The organism is Pseudonocardia sp. Ae717_Ps2, from assembly GCF_001932475.1.
Lineage (GTDB): Bacteria > Actinomycetota > Actinomycetes > Mycobacteriales > Pseudonocardiaceae > Pseudonocardia.
Genome location: NZ_MCIS01000001.1, coordinates 5,181,493 through 5,206,753, shown reverse-complemented (window position 1 = coordinate 5,206,753; position 25,261 = coordinate 5,181,493). Strand labels below are relative to the sequence as shown.

The window sequence follows — 25,261 nt, the reverse complement described above, 5'->3', positions numbered from 1 at the left end:
GGCCGCCCGCCGACCGACGCCCGAGGAGGACGGCCCGTGACCCTGCCGCCCGAGTCCGGCGTCGCCGCGCCCGACAGCACCGGCGAGCGCCCCGCGCGCCCGGTGCCCGAGGCGACCGTGTCCCGGCTCGCGGTGTACCTGCGCGTGCTCGGTGAGCTGCGCGACGCGGGCGTCGAGACGGTGTCGTCCGAGGAGCTCGCCGGTGCCTCCGGGGTCAACTCGGCCAAGCTCCGCAAGGACCTGTCCTACCTGGGTTCCTACGGCGTGCGCGGCGTCGGTTACGACGTCGCCTCGCTGCAGGGTCGGCTGCAGGGCGAGCTGGGCATGGACCAGCGGCAGTCGGTCGCGCTGGTCGGCGTCGGCAACCTGGGCCACGCCCTGGCCGGCTACTCCGGCTTCGCGGGCCGGGGCTTCCCGGTCAGCTCCCTGTTCGACGTCGACGACGACCTCGTCGGCAGTGAGATCAACGGCATCCGGGTGCGGCACGCGCGCGAGATCCCGGAGGTGTGCGCCGGTGACGGCGTCACCATCGGGATGATCGCGACGCCGGGGCCGGCTGCCCAGAAGGTCTGCGACCTGCTCGTGGCGGCGGGTGTGCAGTCCATCCTCAACTTCGCTCCGGTGCTGCTCACGGTCCCGGACGACGTCGAGGTCCGCAAGGTCGACCTGTCGGTCGAGCTGCAGGTCCTCGCGTTCCACGTGGCGCGACGGCACACCGGTGCCGCCGCGGTGACGGACAAGACGAACGAATCGGTGGTGTCGTAGAGCCATGAGCGTCCTCGTGGTCGGCCTGTCGCACCGCAGCGCTCCGGTCGAGGTGCTGGAGCGCCTCGCGGTCGCTCCGGGTGACGTGCCCAAGCTGCTCGAGGAGATGCTCGACCGCTCGCACGTGGAGGAGGCGGTCGTCCTCTCCACGTGCAACCGGATCGAGATCTGCGCGGTCGTGGACGCGTTCCACGGCGGCCTCGGCGACGTCACCGACGTGCTCGGTGCCCATGCCGGGTTCCCGATCGGCGAGCTGTCCGAGCACCTGTTCGTGCACTACGCGGGCTCGGCGGTCCAGCACCTGTTCGCGCTCGCGGCGGGCCTGGACTCGATGGTGGTCGGCGAGTCGCAGATCCTCGGCCAGCTGCGCGGGGCCTACGCCGCCGCGGACAGCGCGGGCGCCGTCGGCAAGGTCCTGCACGAGCTGGTGCAGCAGGCGCTGCGGGTCGGCAAGCGGGTGCACGCCGGGACCGGTATCGACGAGGCGGGTGCCTCGGTCGTGTCGGAGGCCCTGCGCGACGCCGACCGCGAGCTCGGCGGGGACGGTCTGGCCGGGCGCCGCGCCGTCATCGTCGGGGCGGGCGCGATGGGCGCGCTGGCCGCGGCCCACCTGCGTCGCGCCGGGGCAGGCGAGATCGTCGTGCTGAACCGGTCGGCCGAGCGCGGCGAGCGGCTCGTCGAGAAGATCCTGGAGCACGCGGACCCGGGCACCACGGCGCGCTTCGCGGTGATGGACGACCTGGCCGCCGAGCTGCGCGACGCGGACCTGCTGCTGGCCTGTACCGGCGCGATCGGCCACGTCGTCGACGTCGAGCCGGTCGCGCAGGCACTGAACGGCCGCACCTCCCCCCTGGTCGTGTGCGACCTGGGCCTGCCGCGCGACGTCGACCCGGCCGTCGGAGAGCTGGCCGGCGTGCGCATGGTCGACCTGATCACCCTGCAGCGTCGGCTGCTCGACGTCGCCGACGGCGGTTCGGTCGCCGTGGCCCAGAAGATGGTCGACGCCGAGGCCCAGCAGTACCTGGCCGGGCAGCGCTCGGCCGAGGTCACGCCGACGGTCACCGCGCTGCGCCGGCGCGCCTCGGAGGTCGTCGACGCCGAGCTGCTGCGCCTCGACTCGCGGCTGCCCGATCTGGACGCCCGGGTCCGCGAGGAGCTCTCCCGCACCGTGCGCCGGGTCGTCGACAAGCTGCTGCACACCCCCACCGTCCAGGTGAAGCGCCTGGCCGAGGGCCCGGACGGGGACAGCTACGCCGCGGCGCTGCGCACCCTGTTCGAACTCGACCCGCAGGCCGCCGCCGCGGTCGCTGCCCCGGTCCGTGGCGCCGACGCCAGCGTCGACGGCGGCGACGTCGCCGCCGCCCTGCGCTTCAGCGACCCCACCGTGCCGTTCGACGTCACCCCGTCGATCGGGTCCCGTCCCCCGGAGCAGATCTCGTGAGCGTCCTGAAGATCGGCACCCGGCCGTCGAAGCTGGCGGTCGCGCAGTCCACCACCGTGGCCGACCGGCTCGTCGCCGCCGGCCACCCGTGCGAGCTGGTCACCATCTCGACCAGCGGTGACCGCTCGTCGGCGCCGATCCCGCAGATCGGGGTGGGGGTGTTCGTCTCGCAGCTGCGCGACGCGCTCTACGCCGGCGAGATCGACGTGGCCGTGCACTCGTACAAGGACCTGCCGAGCGCGCAGCCCGAGGGGCTGACGATCGCGGCGGTCCCCGAGCGCGAGGACGTCCGCGACGCGCTGGTCACCGGCGGTCGGGTGCTCGGCGAGCTGGGCCGTGGTGCCCGGGTCGGGACGGGGTCCCCGCGCCGGACCGTGCAGCTGCACGCGCTCGGCCTGGGGCTGGAGGTGCTGCCGATCCGCGGGAACGTGGACACCCGGATCGGGAAGGTGCGGTCCGGCGAGCTGGACGCGGTGGTCGTGGCCGCCGCGGGACTGCGCAGGCTGGGCCGCGTCGACGAGGCGGACGAGCTGATCGACCCGCTGCAGATGCTGCCCGCCCCGGCCCAGGGCGCGCTGGCGATCGAGTGCCGCACCGCCGACACCGACCTGGCGGCGGTGCTGGCCGCGGTGCTGGACGACAGCGGTGTGCGCTTCGCCGTCACCGCCGAGCGTGCGGTGCTGGCGGGGCTGGAGGCCGAGTGCACGACCCCCGTCGGCGCGCTCGCCGAGGTCGTCTCCGACCTCGACGACGACGGCCGCGCGGTCGACCGGCTGTCGCTGCGCGGCGCGCTGGGGATCGGGGACATCGCGGGGGGCGACGTGGTGCGCGCCTCCGCCACCGGAGACATGGACGACGCAGAGAAGATCGGGGCCGCGGTCGCCCTCGAGCTTCTCGACCTGGGAGCCGAGGACCTGCGCCCCGCAGGTCCCGGTGGTCCCGCCAACCGCTGATTCGGGAGTTTCTTCAATGACAGGACCTGCCAACACCTCGGGGCGGATCGCCTTCGTGGGCAGCGGACCGGGGGACCCGGCGCTGCTCACCGTGCGTGCCCGGGACGTGCTCGCCGGCTCGCCGCTGGTCATCACCGACCCGGACGTGCCCGAGGGCATCCTCGCCCTGGCCGCGGACGGCGCCGAGGTGCGCCCGGCCGTCGGGCAGCCCGCCGACATCGCGAGCGACCTGCTCAGCGAGGCCGGCCAGGGCCGCTCGGTGGCCCGGTTGGTCTCCGGTGACCCGCTGACCAACGACGCCGTCGTCGCCGAGGCGATGGCCGTGTCCGCCTCGGGCACGCCGTTCGACGTGGTTCCGGGCGTCCCGTCCTCGACCGCGGTCCCGGCCTACGCCGGTGTCGCGCTCGGGTCGGCGCACGTCGAGGCCGACGTCCGCGCGGGCGTCGACTGGGCCGCGCTGGCCGCGAGCCCGGGTCCGGTCGTGCTGCACGCGACGAGCGCGCTGCTCGGCGACGTCGCCGCCGGTCTGACCGCTCAGGGTGTCCCGGACGAGACGCCGGTCGCGATCACCGCGGGCGGCACCACCTCCACCCAGCGGACCATCTCGTCGTCGGTCGGGCGGATCGCCGCCGACGGCGGTGACCTGGAGGGCGCGCTCGTCCTCACCGTCGGCGAGGCCGCCGGTCGCCGTGGCGAGCTGTCCTGGTGGGAGTCGCGCGCGCTCTACGGCTGGCGGGTCCTGGTTCCGCGCACCAAGGACCAGGCCGGCGTGATGAGCGAGCGGCTGCGGATGCACGGCGCCATCCCGGAGGAGGTGCCGACGATCGCCGTCGAGCCGCCCCGGTCGCCCGCGCAGATGGAGCGCTCGGTCAAAGGCCTGGTCGACGGCCGCTACCAGTGGGTCGTGTTCACCTCGACCAACGCGGTCAAGGCCGTCTGGGAGAAGTTCGGTGAGTTCGGCCTCGACGCCCGCGCCTTCTCCGGCGTGAAGATCGCCTGTGTCGGCCGCTCGACCGCGGAGAAGGTCCGCGAGTTCGGCATCGAGCCCGAGCTCGTCCCCGACATCGACGAGGCCCAGTCCTCGACGTCCGAGGGCCTGCTGGACATCTTCCCGCCGCACGACGACGTCCTCGACCCGGTCGACCGGGTGCTGCTCCCGCGCGCCGACATCGCCACCGAGACGCTGTCGGCCGGGCTGCAGGAGCGCGGCTGGGAGGTCGACGACGTGACGGCCTACCGGACCGTCCGGGCCGCCCCGCCGCCCGCGCCGATCCGTGAGGCGATCAAGACCGGCGGCTTCGACGCGGTGTGCTTCACCTCGTCGTCGACGGTGCGGAACCTGGTCGGCATCGCCGGCAAGCCGCACGCCAGGACCCTGGTCGCCTGCATCGGCCCGGCCACCGCGGAGACCGCGCGCGAGTTCGGCCTGCGGGTCGACGTGCAGCCCGAGGAGTCCCGCGTCCCGACCCTGGTCGACGCGCTGGCCAGCCACACCGCGAAGCTGCGCGCCGAGGGCAACCTGCCGCCGCCGAAGAAGGTGAAGGCTCGCCGCCGCTGAGCGTGCGAAGGGCGCATCGGCACTGCCGCTGAGCCGTCCCCGTCCGGCCCCGTACCGCCTCTCCGAGGTGGTGCGGGGCCGACGTGTGTCCGGGGCGGTCGTAGCCTGGTCCGCATGGGTTTTCCGGCGCAGCGTCCCCGACGGTTGCGGACCACCCCCGCGATGCGGCGGCTGGTCTCCGAGACCGAGGTCCGTCCGCGGCAGCTGGTGCTGCCGATGTTCGTCCGTGAGGGCGCGACGGAGCCGGTCCCGATCGGCTCGATGCCCGGGGTCGTGCAGCACACCCGCGACTCGCTGCGCAAGGCGGCCGCGGAGGCGGCGGCCGCGGGCGTCGGCGGCGTGATGCTGTTCGGCGTCCCCGAGCACCACGACGCGACCGGCTCCGGCGCCGTCGACCCGGACGGCATCCTCAACGTCGGCCTGCGCGACGTGCGCTCCGAGGTCGGCGACGACCTGGTCGTGATGTCCGACCTGTGCCTCGACGAGTTCACCGACCACGGCCACTGCGGCGTGCTGGACGCCGACGGCGGCGTCGACAACGACGCGACGCTGGACATCTACGCGCGGTTGGGTGTCGAGCAGGCCCGCGCGGGCGCTCACCTGGTCGGGCCCAGCGGCATGATGGACGGCCAGGTCGGCGTCATCCGCGCCGCGCTCGACGAGGCCGGGTTCACCGACACCGGCATCCTCGCCTACACCGCGAAGTACGCCTCGGCGTTCTACGGCCCGTTCCGCGAGGCGGTGAACTCGCAGCTCACGGGCGACCGCAAGACCTACCAACAGGACGGCGGCAACGCGCGCGAGGCCCTGCGCGAGCTCGCGCTCGACCTCGACGAGGGCGCCGACATGGTGATGGTCAAGCCCGCCCTGGCCTACCTCGACATCCTGGCCCGGGTGGCCGACGTCGCCGACGTGCCCGTCGCGGCGTACCAGATCTCCGGTGAGTACGCGATGGTCGAGGCCGCCGTCGCCCGGGGCTGGCTCGAGCGCGAGCGGACCATCATGGAGACGCTGACCTCGATCCGCCGCGCCGGCGCGGACGTGATCCTGACCTACTGGGCCACCGAGGTCGCGTCCTGGCTCGACCGGGGCTGATCCCGCCACCGTCGGGACGATCTTCTGTTCGCGCGGTGGAGAGCGTGTCCGCCGTGGGCGGCCCGGGGAAGCGCCGGCGAGGCCACCTTTCTCCGAATTCGCTTACCCGGTAAGCGAGTTCGCAGACCCTGGGCCCCGATCCCGAGCTCGGCCCCGGCGCCGGGCGTCCGGCGAAGAGTGAATCGCGCCGTCGGGTACCGCCGAACGTGGCAAACCGGACACCGGCACGGCTACCGTGGACGACGTGAGCAGCGACCCCGGACAGCACGACGCCCCGCAGTACTACCGGCCCGGGCCGTCGACGGGGCGCTACCCGCAGTACCCGCAGAACCCGTACCCGAACGGCTGGCACGGCGGCTCCATGCCGCCGCCGTCGCCGCAGCAGGCACCCGCCGCGCCGGCGAACACCGCGTCGGGCTGGGGACCGCCCCCGGCGGGTCTCGGCAGCGGGCCACAGGGCCGTCCGGCCCGGCCTCGTCAGGTCGTGACCGCGCTCGTCGCGTTGATCGCAGCGGCGGTGCCGTTCGTGGTCACCGGAATCGGTTCGTTGTTCGTGACCGTCAACGAGTCGCTGCTGAACGACTCCGGTATCCCGCGCGGGGAGTTCGACGCCGCGCTGGCCGCGTCCGGGATGACGATGGCCCAGTTCGGCCAGGCGGTGCGGGTCATGGGCGTGGTCTTCCTGGTGCTGGCACTGGTCTGGATCGCGCTGGCGGTCGCCGCGTTCCTCGGTGCTGCCGGGGCGCGGATCGCGCTGATCGTGCTGCTCGTGCTCTACGGGATCCCACTACTGCTGATCATGTTGATCGGCGGACAGCCCGTGTTCGCGGTGCTGGTCGTCGGCGTCGCCGCTGCCGGGGTCGCGCTGCTGTTCGGTCGCCCGGCGAAGGAGTGGTACGCCGCCCGCAAGCTCGGGGCCGCGAGCCGGTCCTGACACCGGCTGCGAGACTGGGCCCGTGAGCACCGGAAGCGCAGGGACCACCGTGAGCAACCCGGAACCGAAGGAGTCGGCCCGCCTCTTCGAGCGGGCGACCGAGCTGATCCCCGGCGGGGTGAACTCCCCGGTGCGGGCGTTCAACTCGGTCGGCGGCACCCCGCGGTTCATGGTCTCGGGCGAGGGCTGCCGCCTCACCGACGCCGACGGCGCCACCTACGTCGACCTCGTCTCCTCCTGGGGGCCGATGATCCTGGGGCACGCGCACCCGGCCGTCGTCGAGGCGGTGCGGTCCGCGGCGTCGCAGGGGCTGTCGTTCGGCACCCCGACCCCGGGCGAGATCGATCTCGCCGCCGAGATCGTCGACCGCACCCCTGTCGAGCAGGTCCGCCTGGTCAACTCGGGCACCGAGGCGACGATGAGCGCCATCCGGCTCGCCCGCGGCATCACCGGTCGCACGGGGATCGTGAAGTTCTCCGGCTGCTACCACGGCCACGTGGACGCGCTGCTCGCCGACGCGGGCTCCGGCATCGCCACCCTCGGCCTGCCGACCAGCCCGGGTGTCACCGGCGCCCAGGCCGCCGACACCGTGGTGCTGCCCTACAACGACCTCGACGCCGTCCGCACCGTGTTCGAGCAGCGCGGCCCGGAGATCGCCTGCGTGATCACCGAGGCCGCCGCCGGGAACATGGGGGTCGTCCCGCCGGTCCCCGGGTTCAACGCCGCGCTGCGCGACCTCGCGCACGAGCACGGCGCGCTGCTGGTGATCGACGAGGTCATGACCGGCTTCCGGGCCTCGCGTCAGGGCTGGTTCGGCTGCGACGGCGTCGCCGGGGACCTCTACACCTTCGGCAAGGTCATGTCCGGCGGCCTGCCCGCCGCCGCGTTCGGCGGGTCCGCCGAGCACATGTCGTACCTGGCCCCGGCCGGGCCAGTCTACCAGGCGGGCACGCTCGCCGGGAACCCCGTCGCCGTCGCCGCCGGGCTCACCACGCTGCGCCACGCCGACGAGGCCGTCTACGCCACCCTGGCGGCCAACGCCGACCGGATCGGCGCGATGGTGACCGCGGCGCTGGACCGGGAGGGCGTCGCCCACACGATCCAGTACGCGGGCACCATGTTCTCCCCGTTCTTCACCGCCGATCCGGTCACCGACTACGCGGGTGCCAAGGCCGCCGAGACCTGGCGTTACCCGGCGTTCTTCCACGCCATGCTCGACCACGGGGTCTACCTGCCGCCCAGCGCCTTCGAGGGCTGGTTCGTCTCCACCGCGCTGGACGACGAGGCCTTCGAGCGGATCGAGACCGGCCTCGCCGCCGCCGCGGGCGCCGCGGCCGCCGCCACCCGACCGGACGGGGTCTGACCATGGGTGACCGGACCAGCCCGCCCGCGTCGGGACCGGTGACCGTGGTGCACGTGCTGCGCCACGGCGAGGTGCACAACCCCGAGGGCGTCCTCTACGGCCGCATCCCCGGCTACCACCTGTCCGACCACGGCCGGGCCCAGGCCAAGACCGTCGCCGCGTACCTGGACGGCAACGACGTCGCGGCCGTCGTCGCGTCGCCGCTGCAGCGCGCGCAGGAGACCGCCCGCCCGATCGCGGACGCCCACGGCGTCGACATCCACACCGACGAGGGACTGATCGAGTCCGGCAACCTCTTCGAGGGCAAGCGGTTCGGCGTCGGCGACGGCGCGCTCAAGCGCCCGCAGGTGTGGCGGCAGCTGCGCGACCCGTTCACCCCGTCCTGGGGCGAGCCCTACATCGCGATCGCACACCGGATGCTCGGCGCCGTGCACGCCGCACGGGCGCTCGCCCCCGGCCGCGAGGTCGTGTGCGTGTCGCACCAGCTGCCGATCTGGACGCTGCGCCGCTACCTGATGGGCCAGCGGCTCTGGCACGACCCGCGCCGCCGCCAGTGCGCGCTCGCCTCGTTGACCAGCATCGAGTTCATCGGCACCCGGATGACCGGGCTGCGCTACGCCGAGCCGGCCGGCCCGAGCGGCGCGATGGTGACCGGCGCATGAGCCGCCTGCTGCCCGCCCTGCTCGGGCTGCTGCTGCTCGTCGCCGGCTGCGGTGTGGGCCGCGACGCCGCGGGCGGGGGACCGGGCCAGGACTTCCAGTTCGTCGCCCCGGGCGGCCAGGTGCGCATCACCTACGACCCGCCGGAGAGCCGTCAGACGATCACCGACCTGCGTGGCGAGAGCCTGCTGCGGGAGGGCACCCAGGTCGGCATCGGCGACTTCCCCGACACGGTGCGGGTCATCAACATCTGGGGTTCCTGGTGCGGCCCGTGCCGGACCGAGGCCCCCGAGCTGCAGGCGGTGGCCGAGGCGGCGAAGGGCAAGGCCGTCGTCCTCGGGATCGACGTCCGCGACGACCGACAGGCCGCCCTGGACTTCGTCACCGACCGCGGCATCACCTACGACTCGATCTACGACGCGCCCGGCCGCACCCTGGCCCGGCTCGACGGCTACCCGCGCAACGTCGTCCCCTCGACGATCGTGCTCGACCGCGACTCCCGGGTGGCCGCGGTGTTCCTGGTCCCGGTCGGCAGCTCCGACCTGCTGCCGCTCATCACGCGGCTGGCCGCCGAGCCGCGGGCCGGTTCGTCCCGCTGACCCCTGGTGACCGGCCGGTCGCGCGCCGCGCGGTGAACTACACGCTGTAGAACCCGCCGCGCGGCACCCCGAGCAGGGCTTCTACCCTGGGATGCGATGGACGCGACGACGACGCTGGCGATCTCGGGGCCGCTGCTGCTCGCAGTGCTGGTCTCGGTCGCCGCGGGCCTGGTGAGCTTCGCCTCGCCGTGCGTCGTCCCGCTGGTCCCGGGCTACCTCGCCTACCTCGCCGGGCTCGTCGGAGCGCAGTCCCCGCCGGTCACCCCGGCCGAGGCGGGCGACCGCGCCGCCGCCCGCCGGGGCGGGGCCGCGACCGTGCCCCGGGACGGCGGGCAGGACGGCGCCGTGGCCGCCGCCGTCGCACCGGCCCGGGACGACGGCCGCTGGCGGGTCGCCGGGGCCGCGCTGCTGTTCGTCGGCGGGTTCACCGTCGTGTTCGGCGCGATCATGGTCGGCGTCGTGTGGCTGTCCGACGTCCTCATTGACAACGAGGCGCTGCTGCAGCGCATCGGCGGCGTCGTGATGATCGTGATGGGGCTGGCGTTCGCCGGGGCCATCCCCGCGCTGCAGCGCGAGTACCGCTCGCACTGGACGCCGCGGGTCGGCCTCGCGGGCGCCCCGCTGCTGGGAGCGGTCTTCGGCCTGGGCTGGGTGCCCTGCATCGGACCGACGCTGGCCGGGGTCGTCGCCGTCGCCGCGGGCACCGGGGGCGGCTCGGTGCGCGGGATCGTGCTGATCCTGGCCTACTGCGCCGGGCTCGGGATCCCGTTCGTGCTGATCGCGCTGGGCGCGACCCGGGCGGTGCGCGCGCTGGGCTGGCTGCGCCGCCACACCCGGGTGGTGCAGATCGCCGGGGGAGCGCTGCTGGTCGCGGTCGGGGCGCTGCTGGTGTCCGGTCTGTGGTCCCAGTGGCTGGTCGCGCTGCAGGTCTCGATCGCCGGATTCACCCCGCCGATCTGATGAGCTCCCCGCCGCAGGCCCCACCGCAGCCGTCCGTGTCGACACCGGACGGCGGACCGCCGTCGTCGCAGCGGCCCGGGCCGCTGGTCCGCGCGCTGGCGTTCCTGCGCAACACCTGGCGCGGGCTGACCAGCATGCGCACCGCGCTGGTGCTGCTGTTCCTGCTCGCGCTGGCGGCGATGCCGGGGGCCCTGCTGCCGCAGCGCTCGCTGAACGCGTTCCTCGTGGACGACTTCTACCGCGACAACCCGACCATCGCGCCGGTGATCGACGCGGTCGGTGGGTTCGAGGTGTTCGCGAGCCCGTGGTTCGCCGCCATCTACCTGCTGCTGATGATCTCGCTGGTCGGCTGCGTGTTCCCGCGCACCGGCGAGTACCTGCGCTCGGTCCGCCAGCCCCCGGTGATGACCCCGCGCAACCTGGCGCGGCTGCCGCACCACGCCGAGGGCGACACCACCGCCGGCGTCGACGACGAGCTGGCCAGGGCCCGGCGGCTGCTGCGCGGCTGGCGCACCGTCGAGCGCACCGAGGACGACGGCTCCCGCACGATCTCGGCGGAGAAGGGGTTCCTGCGCGAGACCGGCAACCTCGTGTTCCACCTCAGCCTGATCGGCATCCTGCTCGGCCTGGCCGGCGGGAAGATGTACGGCTACGAGGGCGACGTCATCGTGCGCGCCGACGGCAGCGAGTTCTGCAACAGCTCGATCCTCGGCTACGACAGCTTCCGCGCCGGGCTGCGCGTCGACGGCACCGACCTCAACGACTTCTGCGTGAAGGTCGACCGGTTCGACGGCACCTGGCTGCCGAACGGCCAGCCGTCGACCTTCGGCGCCTCGGTCGGGTACCAGACCGGGCAGGACGTCCGTGACGGCGTCAGCACCTGGCGTCCCTACGAGATCGCGGTCAACCACCCGCTGCGCACCGACGGCGACCGCGTCTACCTGACCGGATACGGCTACGCCCCGGAGTTCACGGTGACCTGGCCGGACGGGCAGAGCCGCACCGGCGAGGTCCAGTGGCGTCCGGTCGACCAGTCCGGCACCCAGCTGTCGGAGGGGGCGACGAAGTTCGAGCGCCCCGGCATCACCGACCCGGAGCAGCGGCGCACCACGCAGATCGCCGTCACCGGGACGTTCGCGCCGACCGGCGCGGTCGACCCCGAGGGCAGGCTGGTGTCGGTGCACCCGGACCTGCGGTCGCCGACCGCCGACATCGACGTGCTCCTCGGCGACCTCGGCATCGACGACGGCCGCGGCCAGTCGATCTTCAGCGTCGACCAGAGCAAGATCGACGACGGCGAGCTGCGCTCCGTCGCCACCGCGCGGCTCGGGATCGGCGACACCACCCGGCTGCCGGACGGCACGGTCGTCCGGTTCGACGGCGTCACCCCGTGGGTGAACCTGCAGGTGGGCCACGACCCCGGCCAGTCCTGGGTGCTGGCCGCGGCGGTGCTGATGGTCGGCGGCCTCGCGCTGTCGCTGTCGGTCACGCGTCGCCGGTTCTGGGTGCGGGTGACCCCGCGCGACGGTGGGGGCGCGCGCATCACCCTCGGTGGTCTGGCCCGGACCGACCGGGCAGGCTACGGCGAGGAGTTCGACCGGCTCGCGACCGAGCTGCTCGACCCGACGGACAAGAAGGACGGTTAACCGGAGATGCTCGTCGACCCGATCACCGCGATGTGGAGCGACCGCCTGTTCCAGGCGACGCTCGTCGTGCTGCTGCTGGCGCTGGTGTTCGCGTCGCTGGAGTACGCGGCCCGCCGCGTCGCCAGGGCCTCCGCCCGGCAGTCGGAGCCCGCCCCGGTCGGGGCCGGGTCCACGGCGGTCGCCGCGCCCGAGGAGCCCCCCTCCGACGACGGCCGCCGCTCCCGCGCCGACCGCTACGGCCGGATCGGCATCTCGCTGATGGTGCTGGCGTTCCTGACCCACCTCGGGTCGATCGTGCTGCGCGGCTTCGCCGCCTACCGGTGGCCGCTGGGCAACATGTACGAGTTCACCTCGGCGCTGTGCCTGATGGCCGTCGGGGCGTGGCTGGTGCTCGTGCGCCGGCACCCGGGGCTGCGCCCGGCCGGGGTGTTCGTGCTGACGCCGGTCGTGCTGCTGATGTTCGTCACCGGCACCGTGCTCTACCTCGACGCGGCGCCGGTCGTCCCGGCCCTGCAGTCGTACTGGATCATCATCCACGTCACGACGATCACGCTGGCCTCCGGCCTGCTGCTCGTCCCCGGTGTGGCGAGCCTGCTGTTCCTGGTCAAGCGGAACGGGAAGCCGGCGTCGTGGGCCGCGAAGCTGCCGTCGGCGGAGTCGCTCGACCGGCTGGCGTACCGCGTGACGGTGCTCGCGTTCCCGCTCTACACCTTCGGGATCATCACCGGCGCGGTGTGGGCCGAGGCGGCCTGGGGCCGGTTCTGGGGCTGGGACCCGAAGGAGACCGTCGCCTTCGTCGCCTGGGTGCTCTACGCCGCCTACCTGCACGCCCGGGCCACCGCGGGGTGGAAGAACTCCGGCGCCGCGGCGTGGATCAACACGGCGGGCTTCGCCACGATCGTGTTCAACCTGTTCTTCATCAACATGGTGGTCGCCGGGTTGCACTCGTACGCGGGGGTGTGAGGCGCCTCGACCACCGGGTTCCGCCCGGCTACCGTCGTTTCCCGTGAGTGAGAACGGTTCCGGCGAGCAGCCCGACGGGTCGGTGGGCCGCTACGTGCGGGAGCGCTGGGCCACGACGGAGTCCCCCGGCCGGTCCTTCGGACGGCGCAGGCGGACCGGCGGTGACGACGCTGCGGAGCCGGCCGCCGAGCCCGGTGACACGCCGCCGCGGACCCCGACGGCCGCCGAGCGCGCCGCGTCGGCGCCCGCCCCGGGCCGCGCGGCCATCGGCACGCAGACCCCGCCGGCGGGCTCGGCGTGGGGCAGCGAGCTGCCCGAGATCGACGACGACCTGGTCGACGAGATCGACCCGTCCACCCCGCCGCACGGGATGGACCTGTCCGCCCTGCGAGAGACCCCGCGCCCGACCTCCCCCGCCGGCTCCTCGGCGGCCGCGGATGCCGAGGAGGAGCCCGCCCAGGCCTCCGCGGGCGACCCCCGGCACCGGCGCGACGACGCCTCCCCGGACCCGGGCGTGCACGACCACGGCCCCGACGACACCGGCCTCTACCGGGCCGGGGGCACCGACTCCGAGCCGTGGTGGGCGGTGCCCGCCTCCGCGGTGCCCGACGACGACCCCGACGCGGACCTCATCTGGCGTGCCGACCGGTCCGGGGGGCGCACGGCCGCCGACGCCGGCGACCGTGCCACGACGTCCGGGGACGACTCCCCGGCGGCCGCGCCCGACTCCCCGGTCCGCTCCTCGGCGGCCGACCCGGACTCCCCGGACCGCTCCTCGGCTGCTGCAGCCGACTCCCGGGACCGCTCCTCGGTCGCTGCATACGACTCCTCGGACCGCTCCGCGCCCGCCGGGTACGACGGACCGGTCGTGCCCACCGCCGTGGCGCACCCGGATCCCACAGGGCGGTCGCACCCGGATCCCACGGCTCGGTCGCTCCCGGATCCCGCGGGTCCGGCGCCCGCGGATCCTGCGGGTCCGGGGCCCGCGGACCCCACGGAGAGCGGTGGCCGCGCGGCGCGGGGCGGGTATCAGCCGTACGCCGAGCCGGCAGCACCCGGACGTGGTGCCGCGGCTCCCACCGAGGGGACACGGGAGCCCGCCGGAGCCGCCCCGACGCCCCCCGCCCGGCCCGGGACCCCACGGACGGATCGTTCCCGTGACGACCGGTCCCGTGACGACCGGTCCCGCGACGACCGCCGCCCCCGTCAGACGGACCGTCCCTGGCGCGCGGCGTGGGACGACGAGTCCGCGGAGACCGGACCCCAGCGCACCCTGACCCCGCCGCGCGGCCGCCCGCAGACGGGGGTGAAGCGGCCTCGCTGGACGGCCCCCGAGGCGATCGAGGCCCGGGCCGCGCAGCACCGCCGCGGCGACGAGCCGCACGGCGGGCTGGACCTCGCGCCGTCGCGCATGGGGCACGGCGGCGCGGGGCGTCCGCCGACGAGCGGATGGCGGCGCTGGGTCTACGTGCTCACCGGCGGCCTGGTGAACCCGGGGGAGAGCCCCGCGGAGCTGCACCGGCGCGACCTCGTGGCCCGCGCGAACCGCCCGCTGATCAGCTCGCACAAGATCGCGATGCTGAGTCTCAAGGGCGGGGTCGGGAAGACGACGGTCACCGCGACCCTCGGGGCGACGTTCGCGTCGCACCGTGGCGACCGGGTGGTGGCCGTCGACGCCAACCCCGACCGCGGGACGCTGAGCCAGAAGATCCCGTTGGAGACCACCGCGACCGTCCGCCACCTGCTGCGCGACGCCGACCGCGTCCGCCGCTACAGCGACGTCCGGGCCTACACCTCACAGGGTGTGTCCCGGCTCGAGGTGCTCGCCAGCGAGCAGGACCCGGCGGTGTCGGAGGCGTTCAGCGAGGACGACTACCGGCGCGCGGTCGACCTGCTGGAGCACTTCTACAACCTCGTCCTGACCGACTGCGGCACCGGCCTGATGCACTCCGCGATGTACGGCGTGCTGGGGATGGCCGACCAGATCGTCGTCGTGTCGTCGGGCTCGATCGACGGGGCCCGCAGCGCCTCGGCGACCCTGGACTGGCTCGACGCGCACGGCTACGGGGCGCTGGTACGCAACGCCGTCGTCGTCATCAACACCGTCTACCGGCGGGGTACCGGTGGCGGGGTGGACCTCGACCGCGTCGCCGAGCACTTCTCGGGACGGTGCCGGGCCGTGGTCAAGGTGCCGTTCGACCCGCACCTGGAGGAGGGCGCGGAGATCGACCTGGACCGCCTGGAGGAGGCGACCCGCACGGCGTTGCTGGAGCTGGCGGCGGCCGTCGCCGACGGCTTCCCGGTCTGATCCCGGGCCACGGACGGGCCTGGCGACGCCCGATATGTGAGCGGAGACACCGAAGGGCGGTCCGCCCGGTCAGGGGGACCGCCCTTCGGTAAAGGCGTCTTGGTGGAGGTGCCGGCCGTGCGAACCCGCTCAGGGACGCTCGGGCGGGTCCTCCTGGTTGCGGACCTTCTCGTCGAGCTCACGCAGGAAGTCGGGGTCGTCGTCGGGGCCGGTCGCCCGTGGCTTCTCGGGTCGCTGGCCCGATGACCAGGGGAACTCCGCGCGCGGGATGCGGTCGGAGACCACCTGTTCGGACCGCAGGGTCCGCACGAGCAGCACCGCGACCACGGCCGCGCCGACGAGAAGGATCAGGAAGAACAACATCAGGCCACCTCCGCTGTCCAGCCTAGCGAAGGTGGCCTGACGTACGGGTGAAGTCGAGACCCTCACCCCATGTGCGTGGTCCGGATCAGCGCAAGCCGCTGTTCGCCTCGCTGGTGAGGTCGGCCAGCAGGCCACGGACCTCGGACTCGCGGAACCGGCGGTGTCCGCCCGGCGTACGGATCGAGCCGATCCGCCCGGCCGACGCCCAGCGGGTCACGGTCTTGGGGTCGACGCGGAAGAGCGTGGCCACCTCACCCGGGGTGAGAAGTCGCTCGGGTGCCTGAGTCGGAGCTGCCATGGGGATCCTCCCGAAGTGCACGTGGAGTATGTGTCACGGTGCTCGCCGGAGGCATCCGGCCGGGTACCGCTCTCTCTTTCCGGGCCATCGTGACACCACAGACCCCGGGTACTCGAACGGTGTTGTGTGGGTAAAGGGTTCTTAAAGGGCAAAGCCGGTGAACGAGTCGAACCGGACAGCCGGGGGCATCCGGGGAGGGACCGCCACCCGGTGGGGTGGCGGCGATCCGGACGTCCGTGCCGGGCCCGGGCGGAACCGGGCAGCCGCGGCCCGGCCGGTCCGGCCCGTACCCTGGTGGCCATGACGTCTCCGACCCCGCCGCAGGCCGCGGCGCGGGAGCGTGCCGGTGAGCCCGGGCTGGCCACCACGGTGGCGCTCTACACGCTCGCGCGGCTCGGTCTGCTCGCCGTGATGACGGTCGTCCTCGCGCTGATCGGCGTGCCGTGGCTCGTCGCGCTGCTCGTGGCGCTCGTCGTCGCGCTGCCGCTGTCGATGGTGCTGTTCCGCGGGCTGCGGGAGCGGCTGGACCGGGCGATCGCCGCGTCGACGGCCCGCCGGTCGTCCGAGCGGGCGTCGCTGCGTGCCCAGCTGCGCGGCGACGTCGGCCCGCCGCCGACCCCGGTCACACCCGCCGAGCCGGCCTCTCCGTCGGCCGACACGTCCCCGTCGGCGACCGGAGCACCCTCCACCGCGTCTCCGTCCACCGCGTCTCCGTCGGGCGCTTTCCCGTCTGCCGCGTCGCAGTCGGTCGCTGACGGCGCTGACGGCGCTGAGGCGTCCGCCGGGTCCGACCCGGCCCCGTCGGCGGCCGACGGCCCGGCCCGCTGACGGTCGGACGCCCCGGCCCGCCTGCCGGTCGCGCTCCGGCGTGTGGGCCCGCGGGCCCCCCGGGACGGATCGACCCGGCACGGCCGACGGCCGTACTCCGACGTGCGGACGGCGCGCCTCGGTCCGGGGACGGATCGATCCGCCGGCGGTGCCGGGACCGGTCTCAGCCGAACGCGAGCCCGACCGCCACGGCCACGCCCCAGGCCAGCAGGAGCAGGCCGGTGTCCTTGAGGACGGGGATGAGCGCGGGGCCCTGTGCCCCGCCGAGCACGATCCGCACCGGCCGCACGGCCGCGGGCAGTGCGAGGAGCGCCAGCAGCACGCCGGGCCGGTCGAACGCGGCACCGACCGCGACGACGAACGGCACCAGCACCAGCGCGAGATAGAGCATCCGGGTGCCGCGGTCCCCGAGCCGCACCGCGAGGGTGCGCTTGCCGACGACCCGGTCGCCCGGGATGTCCCGCAGGTTGTTCGCGACCAGCACGGCGCAGGTCAGCAGCCCGGCACCGACCGCGGCCCCGACGGCGGCGGCGTCGACGCGCCCGGCCTGGGTCACCATGGTTCCCAGCACCGCGACCGGGCCGAAGAACACGAACACCGCGACCTCGCCGAGCCCGGCGTAGCCGTAGGGCCGCGATCCGCCGGTGTAGTACCAGGCCCCGACGATGCACAGGGCCCCGACGAGCAGCAGCCACCACTGGCCCGAGACCGCCGTGAGCACCAGACCGGCGACGGCCGCGATCCCGAAGCAGGCGAACGCCGCGGTCTTCACGGTGGCCGGGTCGGCGGCCCGGGAGCCGACCAGGCGCTGGGGGCCGACGCGCTCGTCGTCGGTGCCGCGGATGCCGTCGGAGTAGTCGTTGGCGAAGTTCACCCCGATCACCAGCGCGACCGCCACCAGGAGGGCGAGCAGTGCGGAGCCGGGAGCGACGGCGCCCGCGCCGAGCGCGGCGCCGGTCCCGACGAGGACGGGGGAGATCGCGGTGGGAAGGGTGCGCGGCCGCGCGCCCTCGACCCACTCTGCCGTGGTGGCCACCCCGGAAACCTATCCCGCCGCGCCGCCGTCCCGCCGGAACCGTCCCACCTCACAGCCACACCCCTGGGCCGGTCCTCACACCCGTTGCAACGGGTGTGAGGACCGGCCCAGGGGGGTGGCTGCGGACCCGGGAGGTCAGGGGGTGCCGGAGGGCGCCCGTTGGGCCGAGCCGGGCATCACGCGGGCGGCCTGGCTGGCGCCGTCGGGGACGTCGCTCGTGGGCGCTGGCGTGGGGGTGGGCCCGGGCGAGGGGGTGCCCGCCGTGGACCCGCCGGCGGCCGGAGCCCCGGTGCCCGGCCGGTCCGCCCCGGAGGGCGACGGTGCGGGGGAGGCCGGTGCGGCGCCTGCCGGGGCGGAGGGAGCGGCCGGAGCCGGTGAGCCGGCTGCCCCGGCGGACCCGCCGGGTGCCGGGGAGGTCGCGGACCCGCCGGGCGCGGGGGAGGCCGCGGGCCCGGCGGGCGCCGCCGGAGCAGCGGAGCCGGCGGCCGCCTGAGCGGCGGTGCCGCCGGACGCCGCGGGAGCAGCGGTGCCGCCGGACGCGGCGGGAGAAGTGGAACCACCCGACGCGGCGGGCGCAGCAGACCCACCAGGCGCAGCCGAGGCGCCGGGCGCGGACGGCGCAGCGGGCGTGGGCCCGGCGGCAGAGGCGTCGGACGGAGTGGGCGCGGCCGGGGCGTCGCAGGCCGGGACGTCGCCCGGCAGCCCGGCGAACGCCGTCGTCGGGAGGTACTGGCCGTCGCCGATCCGGACGAACGCGCCGGAGGTGCACTGCACCGGCACCTCGGTGGCGTCGACGGCGATCCCGACCGACTCCGCGCCGGTCTCGGGCCGGGCGAGGATCTGCACGTCCGGGGCGCCCTCGGTGCGGATCGCGGACAGCCGCTGCGACCCGGTCCACAGGTAGTCGACCTGGACCTGCGAGTTGTCCTTCAGTCCCAGGACGTCCCAGAAGATGCCGTCGCCCAGGTCGATGCTCGCCGGGTTGGCGACCTTGCGGCCGAACTGGTCCTTGCCGCCGTTGTGCCCGTTGCGCGCGGCCGCGGCCTGCGGCACGCCCTGGGGCAGGTCCTTCCACATCTGGCGCTCGTTCGACGGGTTCCAGTAGTCGTCCTTGGTGTTCCACGGGCCGATGTCCCACACCGGGGCGATCGCGCAGCGGCCGTTGGGGGCGCAGACCTTCACCGAGTAGTCGGTCTTGCCGTTGGCCGAGAGCGCCCGACGCGACGGCAGCGCGACGAAGCGGTCCCGGTTGACGATCTTGTGGCCGTTCGCGGTGGTGCCGCCGACGAGCCCCTCGCGGGTCGCGAACACCGAGTAGCTGCGCGGAGCGGCCTCGGTGAGCGGCTCGCCCTCGGCGCCGGCGCTCGGCGTCGCGGTGAGGGTGACCTCCCGGACGGTCGGATCGGCCGCGCCGGTGGCGGTGAGGACCAGGCGTCCCTGCACCTCGGTGACGGCCTCCGGCAGCTCGGTGCGGGAGCCCTCGGCGGGGATCCACTCGGTCCAGCCGCCGCCTGCCCGCTTGCCCCGGACGTCGACCGACGCCGTCGAACCGTGAGGGGTGTCCGCGACCAGCCGGGAGTCGACCTCGCGGGTCGGGGTGTCCAGGGTGTGCGGAGCGAGGGTCAGCAGCCCGGTGGGGACGACCTCGGCCGGGTCCGCGGAGGACTCCGTGTCCCCCTCGTCCGCCGGGGCCCCGAAGGCCGTCGACCGGTCGAACCGGGCCCCGTCGGGCGAGACGACGACACCGTTGCCGGTGCCCTCGCTCAGCTCCGGCTGCCACGTCGTGCCCGGCTCGTCGGCCATCGCCGGGACCGTGGCGGCGGCACAGAGCGCGCCGGTCGCGGCGAGCAGACCGATGGCCCGCAGCCCGGCCCGCGTGATGCTGCGCATGGACAACCCCCGCTGATAGCTGTGACTCGTGTGACGACGGGGAACCCTGTGATGGGTGTGGGTTCTGAGTCGCCAGTGGTCGTAGCACACTCGATTTCACGGGCGCACGCAACGCACTCTGTGTGAACCAACTCCAAGGTGTGTACGCGGATCGGGTGGTGGAGACCGTGACGCAACGGCGCGATCCCACTGCTGAACGTGACCGACAACTCCGCTGGGTGAGCGGTCAGGCGGAGCGTGCCCGCATCAGGAGATCCGCGACGGCGGTGCGGTCGGGCTTGCCGATCCCGCGCTCGGGCACGGTGTCGGCCCGCAGCAGCAGCCGCGGTACGGCGGCACGACCGCAGGCCGCGCGGACCGCGGCGCGCAGGGCGTGATCGTCCGGGGCGGCCGCGGCGGGCACCACGAGTGCGGCCACGATCTGACCCCACTCGTCGTCGGGAAGGCCGACGACACACGCCGCGCGGACGCCGTCGACCGCCAGGAGCGCCCGCTCCACCGCGGCCGGCGCGACCTTCTCGCCCCCGGTGTTGACGACGTCGTCGGCCCGGCCCAGGACGGTCAGCGTCCCGTCCGGCGCGAGCGCGCCGAGGTCCCCCGTCCGGAACCGGCGGACGCCTCCGTCGGACACGAAGGCCTCCGCGGTCGCCTCCGGTGCCCCCAGGTACCCGCCGGCGACGACCGGCCCGCCCAGCACCACCCGACCGTCGGCCGGGTCGAGGGTGACCTCGACGCCGTCGAGCGAGACGCCGTCGTAGACGCAGCCGCCGCAGGTCTCGCTCATCCCGTAGGTGGTGACCACCCGCACCCCCGCGGCGAGCGCGCGCTCGCGCAGCCGCGGGTCCAGCGCCGCCCCGCCGACGAGCACGGCGTCGTACCCGGCCAGGGCGTACAGCGGGGCGGCGCCGTGGTCGAGGACCCGTGCCAGCTGGGTCGGGACGAGGCTGGTGTAGCGCCGGGTGCCGTGCGCCATCCGCCCGGTCGCACGGGCCAGGCCGTCGGGCCGGAAGCCGTCGCGGACGTCCTGGACCACACAGGCCGTGTCCGCGAGCAGGGCCCGCAGCACCACCTGGACCCCGGCGACGTGCTCGGCGGGCAGCGTGAGCAGCCACGACCCCGGGCCGCCGAGACGGGCGTGCGTTGCCGCGGCCGAGGCCCGCAGCGCGTCCGCGGTGAGCGCGACGTACTTGGGCTCCCCGGTCGATCCCGACGTGGCGACGACGGCGACCAGCCCGTCGGGCAGCTCCCCGGCGGCTGCTGCCCGCGCCACCGGCCCCGGCAGCGCGGCGGCGTGCCCAATGTCGGCCTGCCCGGCGCCCACATCCGGACCGGGCCCGGATCGCACGGGCAGCACCGCGGGCCCCGTGCCGTGGAGGGCGGCCCGCAGCGCGGCGGCCAGCCGGGTCACCGACTCCGCGGAGCCGTCCACCGGAAGTGCGCGCACAGTCATGCTGTCAACCCTGTCTGCCGTGACGCACGCAACCGGAAGCAGCGTCCGAACGGCCTCTTTCATCAGATTCGGGGAACGGTGTAGGGCACGTGCAACGCGGACGGCCTCCCGCCCGACTCAGGGGGTGAGAGCGGCGGCGCACCCGCCCGCCGGTCACGGGTTCGAAGGAGCTCACCATGCCGTACACCGCCTCCGCCGACGCGTCCCCGACCGGGAGCCCGCGCTCGCTGCGCTGCCGTCGGCCCGCCGGCTCCGGGCACCGTGCGGACGCCGGTGAACTCGCGGCACTGGCCTTCGAGCTGCCGTCCGGCCCGGTCGGCGCTCCGGCCCCGGTGCCGGCCCCCGCCCCGGCCCCGGTGCCGCAGCACCCGGCGGTCGCGGTCCCGCAGCAGAGCGGCCCGCGGGGCGCCGCGGCGCGGCCGGTCCCCGTGCCCCGGCCGCGCCCGACCGCGGAGTGAGGACCTAGTAGTGCCAGGGGAAGGGCGACCAGTCCGGGTCGCGCTTCTCCAGGAACGAGTCCCGGCCCTCCACCGCCTCGTCGGTCATGTAGGCCAGCCGGGTCGCCTCGCCGGCGAAGAGCTGCTGGCCGACCAGGCCGTCGTCGGCGAGGTTGAACGCGTACTTCAGCATCCGCTGGGCCTGCGGCGACTTGCCGTTGATCTCCCGGGCCCACTGCAGGGCCTCGGTCTCCAGCTCGGCGTGGTCGACCACGGCGTTGACCGCGCCCATGTGGTGCATCTGCTCGGCGCTGTAGGTCCGGCCGAGGAAGAAGATCTCCCGGGCGAACTTCTGGCCGACCTGGCGGGCGAGGTAGGCCGAGCCGTAGCCGCCGTCGAAGGAGCCGACGTCGGCGTCGGTCTGCTTGAAGCGGGCGTGCTCGCGGGAGGCGATCGTGAGGTCGGCGACGGCGTGCAGCGAGTGCCCGCCCCCGGCGGCCCAGCCGTTGACCACGGCGATGACGACCTTGGGCATGAAGCGGATCAGCCGCTGGCACTCCAGGATGTGCAGCCGCCCCGCCCGACCCTGCTCGACGGTGTCCGCGGTGTCCCCGGAGGCGTACTGGTAGCCGGTGCGGCCACGGATGCGCTGGTCGCCGCCGGAGCAGAAGGCGCGCTTGCCGTCCTTGGGGGAGGGGCCGTTGCCGGTCAGCAGGACCGCGCCGACGTCGGAGCTGGTCCGGGCGTGCTCCAGGGCGCGGTACAGCTCGTCGACGGTGCCCGGCCGGAAGGCGTTGAGGACCTCGGGGCGGTCGAACGCGATCCGGACCGCGCCGGTGCCCCGGGCGCGGTGGTAGGTGATGTCGCGGAAGTCGAACCCGTCGACCGGCGTCCACGCGTCCGGATCGAAGGTCTCGGAGACGGTCATGGCCGCACTGTAAGGACTCAGTCCGCGACGAGCGGCGCCAGCCGCCGTGCGACGGCGAGCGCGGGGCCGGGGCCGGCCCACCCGGCGTCGCCGTCGGCGTCCCAGACCTCCGACAGCACGCACACCGCGAACCCCCACGCCACCGCGCGGTCCCACCCGATCCCGACGGCGTCGGCGAGCCGCTCCAGCCGGCCCGGGGCGCGGCGGGCCAGCTCGGCCGGGTCGGCGTCCAGGGGGTTGTACAGCAGCTGCCCGCAGTCGTAGCCCGGGTCGCCGACCCGGCCGTGCGGGTCGATCGCCAGCCACGGCTCGCGGGTCGCGGCCAGGACGTTGTGCTGGTGCAGGTCCCCGTGCAGCAGCACCTCGCGCTCCGCGGAGCCGCACAGCTGCGTCCACACCGCCGCCGCCCGTTCCACCAGCGGCCGGGGCAGGACCGCGTCGGGGCGGGCCAGGTGCGCGTCGAACGCCGCCCGCTCGACCGCGACGTGGTCGAGCCCCGCCGGGACGGGTGCGCGGTGCAGCCGGGCGAGCAGCCCGCCGATCACCTCGACGGCCCGGTCGTCGGGCACGGCCGTGAGCTCGGTGCCGGGCTCGGCGCGCTCCAGCAGCAGCGCCCCGCGGGCCGGGTCGGCCCACAGCAGCCGGACCGCGCCGTCGCCGTCCCAGGCGCGCAGCGTGGCGGTCTCGGCGTCGAGGTGGCCGTCGGGCACGCCGGCCTTCAGCACGGCCGGGGTGCCGTCCGCGCAGGTCACCGCGCGCACCGCGTGGAAGGTCTGCGGCAGCGTCGCGCCGAGCTCCAGGTCCAGCTCGCCCGCGAGGTCGCCGAGCAGCCGGTCCCGGGCGGCCAGCCAGGTCGCGCCCGCCGGGCCCCAGGTACGCACCACGGTGTCGGCGAGCTCGTCACGGGGCATCGGCGCAGCGTGCCGAGGCGATCCGGATCACGCAACCGGGTTCCCGTCGACGGCGGGAGGGGCTCCGACGGGAGCTCGTCGACAGCGAGCCGCTCCACTTTTGCTGCTACTTTTGGTGAACTACCCATGGGTGGTTCACCAAAAGGGAGACGAAAGTGGCGGACGAGGTAGAGCAAGCCCTCCGACGAGTGCGGTCCGGAACGACTGCTCGCAAGCTCGAGACCTCGACCCTGGACTTCAAGCAGGCGTCCGGGAAGCTGAAGGACACCCTGGTGAACTTGTCCGAGGCAGCTGTCTGCTTCGCAAACGCCACCGGCGGGACTCTGGTCCTCGGAGTGGCTGACGACATCGCCGGCCCAGCCGGGATCGTGGGAACGAGTATGGACCCGGACACGGTCCGGCACGGAATCTACGAACGGACAACGCCCTCGTTGGACGTCGTGGTGACTCGTCTGACGTTCGAGGGCGTCGACCTGCTTCGGGTCGACGTGCCCGAGGGCATCGAGGTCGTCAGTACATCGACGGGACGCTACTGCTGGCGCCGAGGAACGGACTGCCCGCCGATGACGGCTGAGGACGTCGGCCGGTTACGGGAGGAACGCCGAGGGGAGGACTGGTCATCCCGCTCCAGCAGGGTGGCCGCAGGGGTGGCGGATCCGTCGGCCCTGGTCCGGGTGCGAGAGTTGTTGCAGGCAGTGCCGACCGACGGCGCCACCGCATTGCGCGCGTCCGACGACCGCGAGCTGTTGTCTGGACTTGGTCTGCTGACTGCTCGCGGACGACTGTCAAACGCCGGAGTCGTACTCCTCGGCAGGCGGGAGGCCTCTGCGCAGCCGGAGATCGTCTATCAGCACCGCAAGGCCGCCTCCGGCGAGGCTGACACGATCTTGCACCTGCACGGACCGCTGTTGGTGGCCATGCAACGGTTGCTCGAGGCCATCGAGCTGCGGCTCACAGCTACACCGCTCAATCTCACCGGTGGACAACAGCTGCAGGTCCAGGACTTTCCGATGGCCGCCGTGCGTGAAGCCGTCATGAACGCAGTGGCTCACGGAGACCACCGGACCGGCCGACCCATCCAGGTCGAACATTCGCCGGACTGGTTGACGATCACCTCGCCCGGTCCCCTTGTGGCGGGCGTGACTCCGGAGAACATCCTGCGTCACCCTCACCGGGCCCGGTTCCGATCGTTGTTCGGAGCGCTCCGCCATCTCGGGCTGGTGGAGCAGGTGGGGCTCGGGGTGGACCGCATGTACCGGGAGATGCTCAGGGTGGGCCGCAATCCCCCGAGAATCACGGAGGACCGCGACCAGGTCTCGGTGACTTTCGTCTCCGATCAGCCGAATATGAGGGTCGCACGGTATGTGAACCAACTCGGTCCGGAGCGGCGGGACGACCTGGATGTCCTGCTGATCCTCGCCGTCCTTCGCCGCAGGCGCAGCGTCGCGGCCTCCGCCGTGGCATCTGTCATCCAGCGTTCGCTCGACGACACGCAGGCTTTGCTGCGCCGGCTGGCGGAGGGAGAGGCCGCCGTTCTGGAACCGACTCAGGGGACCGCTCATCGGAGGCAGCCCAACTACCGGCTCCGCGGCCCCGTGCTTGCTGAGCTGGGATCCGCCGTCGCGTACCACCGAGCCCCGAGTGACGAGCGGGACCGCAAGATCGTCGAGCACGTCCAAGAGTACGGGTCGATCAACAACAGAACGGTGCAGAACCTGTTCGACGTGGACGTCCACCGCGGCTCCGCGATCCTTCGAGAGCTCGTGGAGCGAGGCGTCGTCATCCGTACCTCCGAGCAGACTCGGGGAAACGCGGTGAGGTACAGCCCAGGCCCAGAGTTCCCGGTCTCGGCTCGCCGCCGGCGGGAGCGGTAGTT

The 25,261-nt window shown here is 74.2% G+C and carries 23 protein-coding genes; 16 read left to right on the top strand and 7 right to left on the bottom strand.

Features of this window, described 5'->3' with window-relative positions:
• Positions 1–36: 36 nt before the first annotated feature.
• From Ae717Ps2_RS23895 to Ae717Ps2_RS38415, 13 genes are all read left to right on the top strand, one after another.
• Entirely contained in the window at positions 37–765 is a 729-nt protein-coding gene (locus Ae717Ps2_RS23895) for a redox-sensing transcriptional repressor Rex (RefSeq protein ID WP_075333920.1), read from the top strand.
• A 4-nt stretch (positions 766–769) separates the two neighbouring features.
• The gene (locus Ae717Ps2_RS23890) at positions 770–2,206 is read left to right on the top strand and encodes a glutamyl-tRNA reductase (RefSeq protein ID WP_075309986.1); all 1,437 of its coding nucleotides are present in this window, start codon (positions 770–772) and stop codon (positions 2,204–2,206) included.
• Complete coding sequence (hemC, locus tag Ae717Ps2_RS23885) at positions 2,203–3,159, top strand: hydroxymethylbilane synthase (RefSeq protein ID WP_020626099.1); 957 nt, start codon at positions 2,203–2,205, stop codon at positions 3,157–3,159. Before Ae717Ps2_RS23890 ends, hemC begins: the two co-directional genes overlap by 4 nt.
• A gap of 16 nt (positions 3,160–3,175) precedes the next feature.
• On the top strand, positions 3,176–4,717 hold the full coding sequence (locus tag Ae717Ps2_RS23880) for a uroporphyrinogen-III synthase (RefSeq protein WP_075309988.1): 1,542 nt from the start codon (positions 3,176–3,178) through the stop codon (positions 4,715–4,717).
• Positions 4,718–4,831: 114 nt separating this feature from the next.
• Positions 4,832–5,812 (top strand): porphobilinogen synthase, encoded by a 981-nt coding sequence (gene hemB, locus Ae717Ps2_RS23875; RefSeq protein WP_075309990.1) that lies wholly within the window; start codon positions 4,832–4,834, stop codon positions 5,810–5,812.
• A 244-nt stretch (positions 5,813–6,056) separates the two neighbouring features.
• On the top strand, positions 6,057–6,746 hold the full coding sequence (locus tag Ae717Ps2_RS23870) for a hypothetical protein (protein WP_139318915.1): 690 nt from the start codon (positions 6,057–6,059) through the stop codon (positions 6,744–6,746).
• 22 nt (positions 6,747–6,768) lie between these two features.
• The gene (gene hemL, locus Ae717Ps2_RS23865) at positions 6,769–8,109 is read left to right on the top strand and encodes a glutamate-1-semialdehyde 2,1-aminomutase (protein WP_369804854.1); all 1,341 of its coding nucleotides are present in this window, start codon (positions 6,769–6,771) and stop codon (positions 8,107–8,109) included.
• A gap of 2 nt (positions 8,110–8,111) precedes the next feature.
• Positions 8,112–8,771: a histidine phosphatase family protein gene (locus Ae717Ps2_RS23860; protein WP_075309996.1), complete on the top strand. Its 660-nt coding sequence runs from the start codon at positions 8,112–8,114 to the stop codon at positions 8,769–8,771.
• Positions 8,768–9,367, top strand: a complete 600-nt coding sequence (locus tag Ae717Ps2_RS23855; protein WP_075309998.1) for a TlpA disulfide reductase family protein — start codon at positions 8,768–8,770, stop codon at positions 9,365–9,367. The genes Ae717Ps2_RS23860 and Ae717Ps2_RS23855 overlap by 4 nt, the downstream gene beginning before the upstream one ends.
• A gap of 96 nt (positions 9,368–9,463) precedes the next feature.
• Positions 9,464–10,327 (top strand): cytochrome c biogenesis CcdA family protein, encoded by an 864-nt coding sequence (locus Ae717Ps2_RS23850; protein WP_075310000.1) that lies wholly within the window; start codon positions 9,464–9,466, stop codon positions 10,325–10,327.
• Positions 10,327–11,973: a cytochrome c biogenesis protein ResB gene (locus Ae717Ps2_RS23845; protein ID WP_075310002.1), complete on the top strand. Its 1,647-nt coding sequence runs from the start codon at positions 10,327–10,329 to the stop codon at positions 11,971–11,973. Before Ae717Ps2_RS23850 ends, Ae717Ps2_RS23845 begins: the two co-directional genes overlap by 1 nt.
• A 6-nt stretch (positions 11,974–11,979) precedes the next feature.
• A complete protein-coding gene (ccsB, locus tag Ae717Ps2_RS23840; protein ID WP_020625495.1) occupies positions 11,980–12,936 on the top strand; it encodes a c-type cytochrome biogenesis protein CcsB in 957 nt (318 codons plus the stop codon).
• An 868-nt stretch (positions 12,937–13,804) separates the two neighbouring features.
• Positions 13,805–15,244 (top strand): MinD/ParA family protein, encoded by a 1,440-nt coding sequence (locus Ae717Ps2_RS38415; protein ID WP_075334363.1) that lies wholly within the window; start codon positions 13,805–13,807, stop codon positions 15,242–15,244.
• Between the two features lie 129 nt (positions 15,245–15,373).
• On the opposite strand, the gene Ae717Ps2_RS23830 is transcribed toward Ae717Ps2_RS38415, so the two are convergent.
• Positions 15,374–15,607, bottom strand: a complete 234-nt coding sequence (locus Ae717Ps2_RS23830) for a hypothetical protein (protein ID WP_020622554.1) — start codon at positions 15,605–15,607, stop codon at positions 15,374–15,376.
• Positions 15,608–15,692: 85 nt separating this feature from the next.
• On the bottom strand, positions 15,693–15,905 hold the full coding sequence (locus Ae717Ps2_RS23825) for a BldC family transcriptional regulator (RefSeq protein WP_043276768.1): 213 nt from the start codon (positions 15,903–15,905) through the stop codon (positions 15,693–15,695).
• 300 nt (positions 15,906–16,205) lie between these two features.
• Between Ae717Ps2_RS23825 and Ae717Ps2_RS23820 the strand changes: the two genes are divergently transcribed.
• Positions 16,206–16,733, top strand: a complete 528-nt coding sequence (locus tag Ae717Ps2_RS23820; RefSeq protein ID WP_075310006.1) for a DUF4229 domain-containing protein — start codon at positions 16,206–16,208, stop codon at positions 16,731–16,733.
• 163 nt (positions 16,734–16,896) lie between these two features.
• On the opposite strand, the gene Ae717Ps2_RS23815 is transcribed toward Ae717Ps2_RS23820, so the two are convergent.
• The 3 genes from Ae717Ps2_RS23815 to menE form a co-directional block, all read right to left on the bottom strand.
• Positions 16,897–17,769: a 1,4-dihydroxy-2-naphthoate polyprenyltransferase gene (locus Ae717Ps2_RS23815; RefSeq protein WP_075310008.1), complete on the bottom strand. Its 873-nt coding sequence runs from the start codon at positions 17,767–17,769 to the stop codon at positions 16,897–16,899.
• 135 nt (positions 17,770–17,904) lie between these two features.
• Positions 17,905–19,659 carry a hypothetical protein gene (locus tag Ae717Ps2_RS23810; RefSeq protein ID WP_075333919.1) on the bottom strand — a complete coding sequence of 585 codons (1,755 nt, stop codon included), beginning with the start codon at positions 19,657–19,659 and terminating at the stop codon, positions 17,905–17,907.
• 226 nt (positions 19,660–19,885) lie between these two features.
• A complete protein-coding gene (menE, locus tag Ae717Ps2_RS23805) occupies positions 19,886–21,109 on the bottom strand; it encodes an o-succinylbenzoate--CoA ligase (RefSeq protein ID WP_170917009.1) in 1,224 nt (407 codons plus the stop codon).
• A 176-nt stretch (positions 21,110–21,285) separates the two neighbouring features.
• Between menE and Ae717Ps2_RS23800 the strand changes: the two genes are divergently transcribed.
• Complete coding sequence (locus tag Ae717Ps2_RS23800) at positions 21,286–21,567, top strand: hypothetical protein (RefSeq protein ID WP_075310014.1); 282 nt, start codon at positions 21,286–21,288, stop codon at positions 21,565–21,567.
• Positions 21,568–21,571: 4 nt separating this feature from the next.
• Here the strand turns inward: Ae717Ps2_RS23800 and Ae717Ps2_RS23795 are convergent, their stop codons facing one another.
• Complete coding sequence (locus tag Ae717Ps2_RS23795; RefSeq protein WP_075333918.1) at positions 21,572–22,474, bottom strand: 1,4-dihydroxy-2-naphthoyl-CoA synthase; 903 nt, start codon at positions 22,472–22,474, stop codon at positions 21,572–21,574.
• Between the two features lie 17 nt (positions 22,475–22,491).
• The gene (locus Ae717Ps2_RS23790) at positions 22,492–23,385 is read right to left on the bottom strand and encodes an aminoglycoside phosphotransferase family protein (RefSeq protein WP_075333917.1); all 894 of its coding nucleotides are present in this window, start codon (positions 23,383–23,385) and stop codon (positions 22,492–22,494) included.
• A gap of 155 nt (positions 23,386–23,540) precedes the next feature.
• Between Ae717Ps2_RS23790 and Ae717Ps2_RS23785 the strand changes: the two genes are divergently transcribed.
• The gene (locus tag Ae717Ps2_RS23785) at positions 23,541–25,259 is read left to right on the top strand and encodes an RNA-binding domain-containing protein (protein ID WP_075333916.1); all 1,719 of its coding nucleotides are present in this window, start codon (positions 23,541–23,543) and stop codon (positions 25,257–25,259) included.
• Positions 25,260–25,261: the final 2 nt, after the last annotated feature.

Excerpts from the sequence above, each read along its gene's own strand:
- Ae717Ps2_RS23790 (WP_075333917.1), bottom strand. The coding sequence starts at position 23,385 with ATGCCCCGTGACGAGCTCGCCGACACCGTGGTGCGTACCTGGGGCCCG.
- menE (WP_170917009.1), bottom strand. The coding sequence starts at position 21,109 with ATGACTGTGCGCGCACTTCCGGTGGACGGCTCCGCGGAGTCGGTGACC.
- Ae717Ps2_RS23855 (WP_075309998.1), top strand. The coding sequence starts at position 8,768 with ATGAGCCGCCTGCTGCCCGCCCTGCTCGGGCTGCTGCTGCTCGTCGCC.
- Ae717Ps2_RS23850 (WP_075310000.1), top strand. The coding sequence starts at position 9,464 with ATGGACGCGACGACGACGCTGGCGATCTCGGGGCCGCTGCTGCTCGCA.
- Ae717Ps2_RS23795 (WP_075333918.1), bottom strand. The coding sequence starts at position 22,474 with ATGACCGTCTCCGAGACCTTCGATCCGGACGCGTGGACGCCGGTCGAC.
- Ae717Ps2_RS23890 (WP_075309986.1), top strand. The coding sequence starts at position 770 with ATGAGCGTCCTCGTGGTCGGCCTGTCGCACCGCAGCGCTCCGGTCGAG.
- Ae717Ps2_RS23830 (WP_020622554.1), bottom strand. The coding sequence starts at position 15,607 with ATGTTGTTCTTCCTGATCCTTCTCGTCGGCGCGGCCGTGGTCGCGGTG.
- ccsB (WP_020625495.1), top strand. The coding sequence starts at position 11,980 with ATGCTCGTCGACCCGATCACCGCGATGTGGAGCGACCGCCTGTTCCAG.
- Ae717Ps2_RS23825 (WP_043276768.1), bottom strand. The coding sequence starts at position 15,905 with ATGGCAGCTCCGACTCAGGCACCCGAGCGACTTCTCACCCCGGGTGAG.
- Ae717Ps2_RS23880 (WP_075309988.1), top strand. The coding sequence starts at position 3,176 with ATGACAGGACCTGCCAACACCTCGGGGCGGATCGCCTTCGTGGGCAGC.
- Ae717Ps2_RS23810 (WP_075333919.1), bottom strand. The coding sequence starts at position 19,659 with ATGCGCAGCATCACGCGGGCCGGGCTGCGGGCCATCGGTCTGCTCGCC.
- Ae717Ps2_RS23845 (WP_075310002.1), top strand. The coding sequence starts at position 10,327 with ATGAGCTCCCCGCCGCAGGCCCCACCGCAGCCGTCCGTGTCGACACCG.
- hemB (WP_075309990.1), top strand. The coding sequence starts at position 4,832 with ATGGGTTTTCCGGCGCAGCGTCCCCGACGGTTGCGGACCACCCCCGCG.
- Ae717Ps2_RS23800 (WP_075310014.1), top strand. The coding sequence starts at position 21,286 with ATGCCGTACACCGCCTCCGCCGACGCGTCCCCGACCGGGAGCCCGCGC.
- Ae717Ps2_RS23860 (WP_075309996.1), top strand. The coding sequence starts at position 8,112 with ATGGGTGACCGGACCAGCCCGCCCGCGTCGGGACCGGTGACCGTGGTG.
- Ae717Ps2_RS23820 (WP_075310006.1), top strand. The coding sequence starts at position 16,206 with ATGACGTCTCCGACCCCGCCGCAGGCCGCGGCGCGGGAGCGTGCCGGT.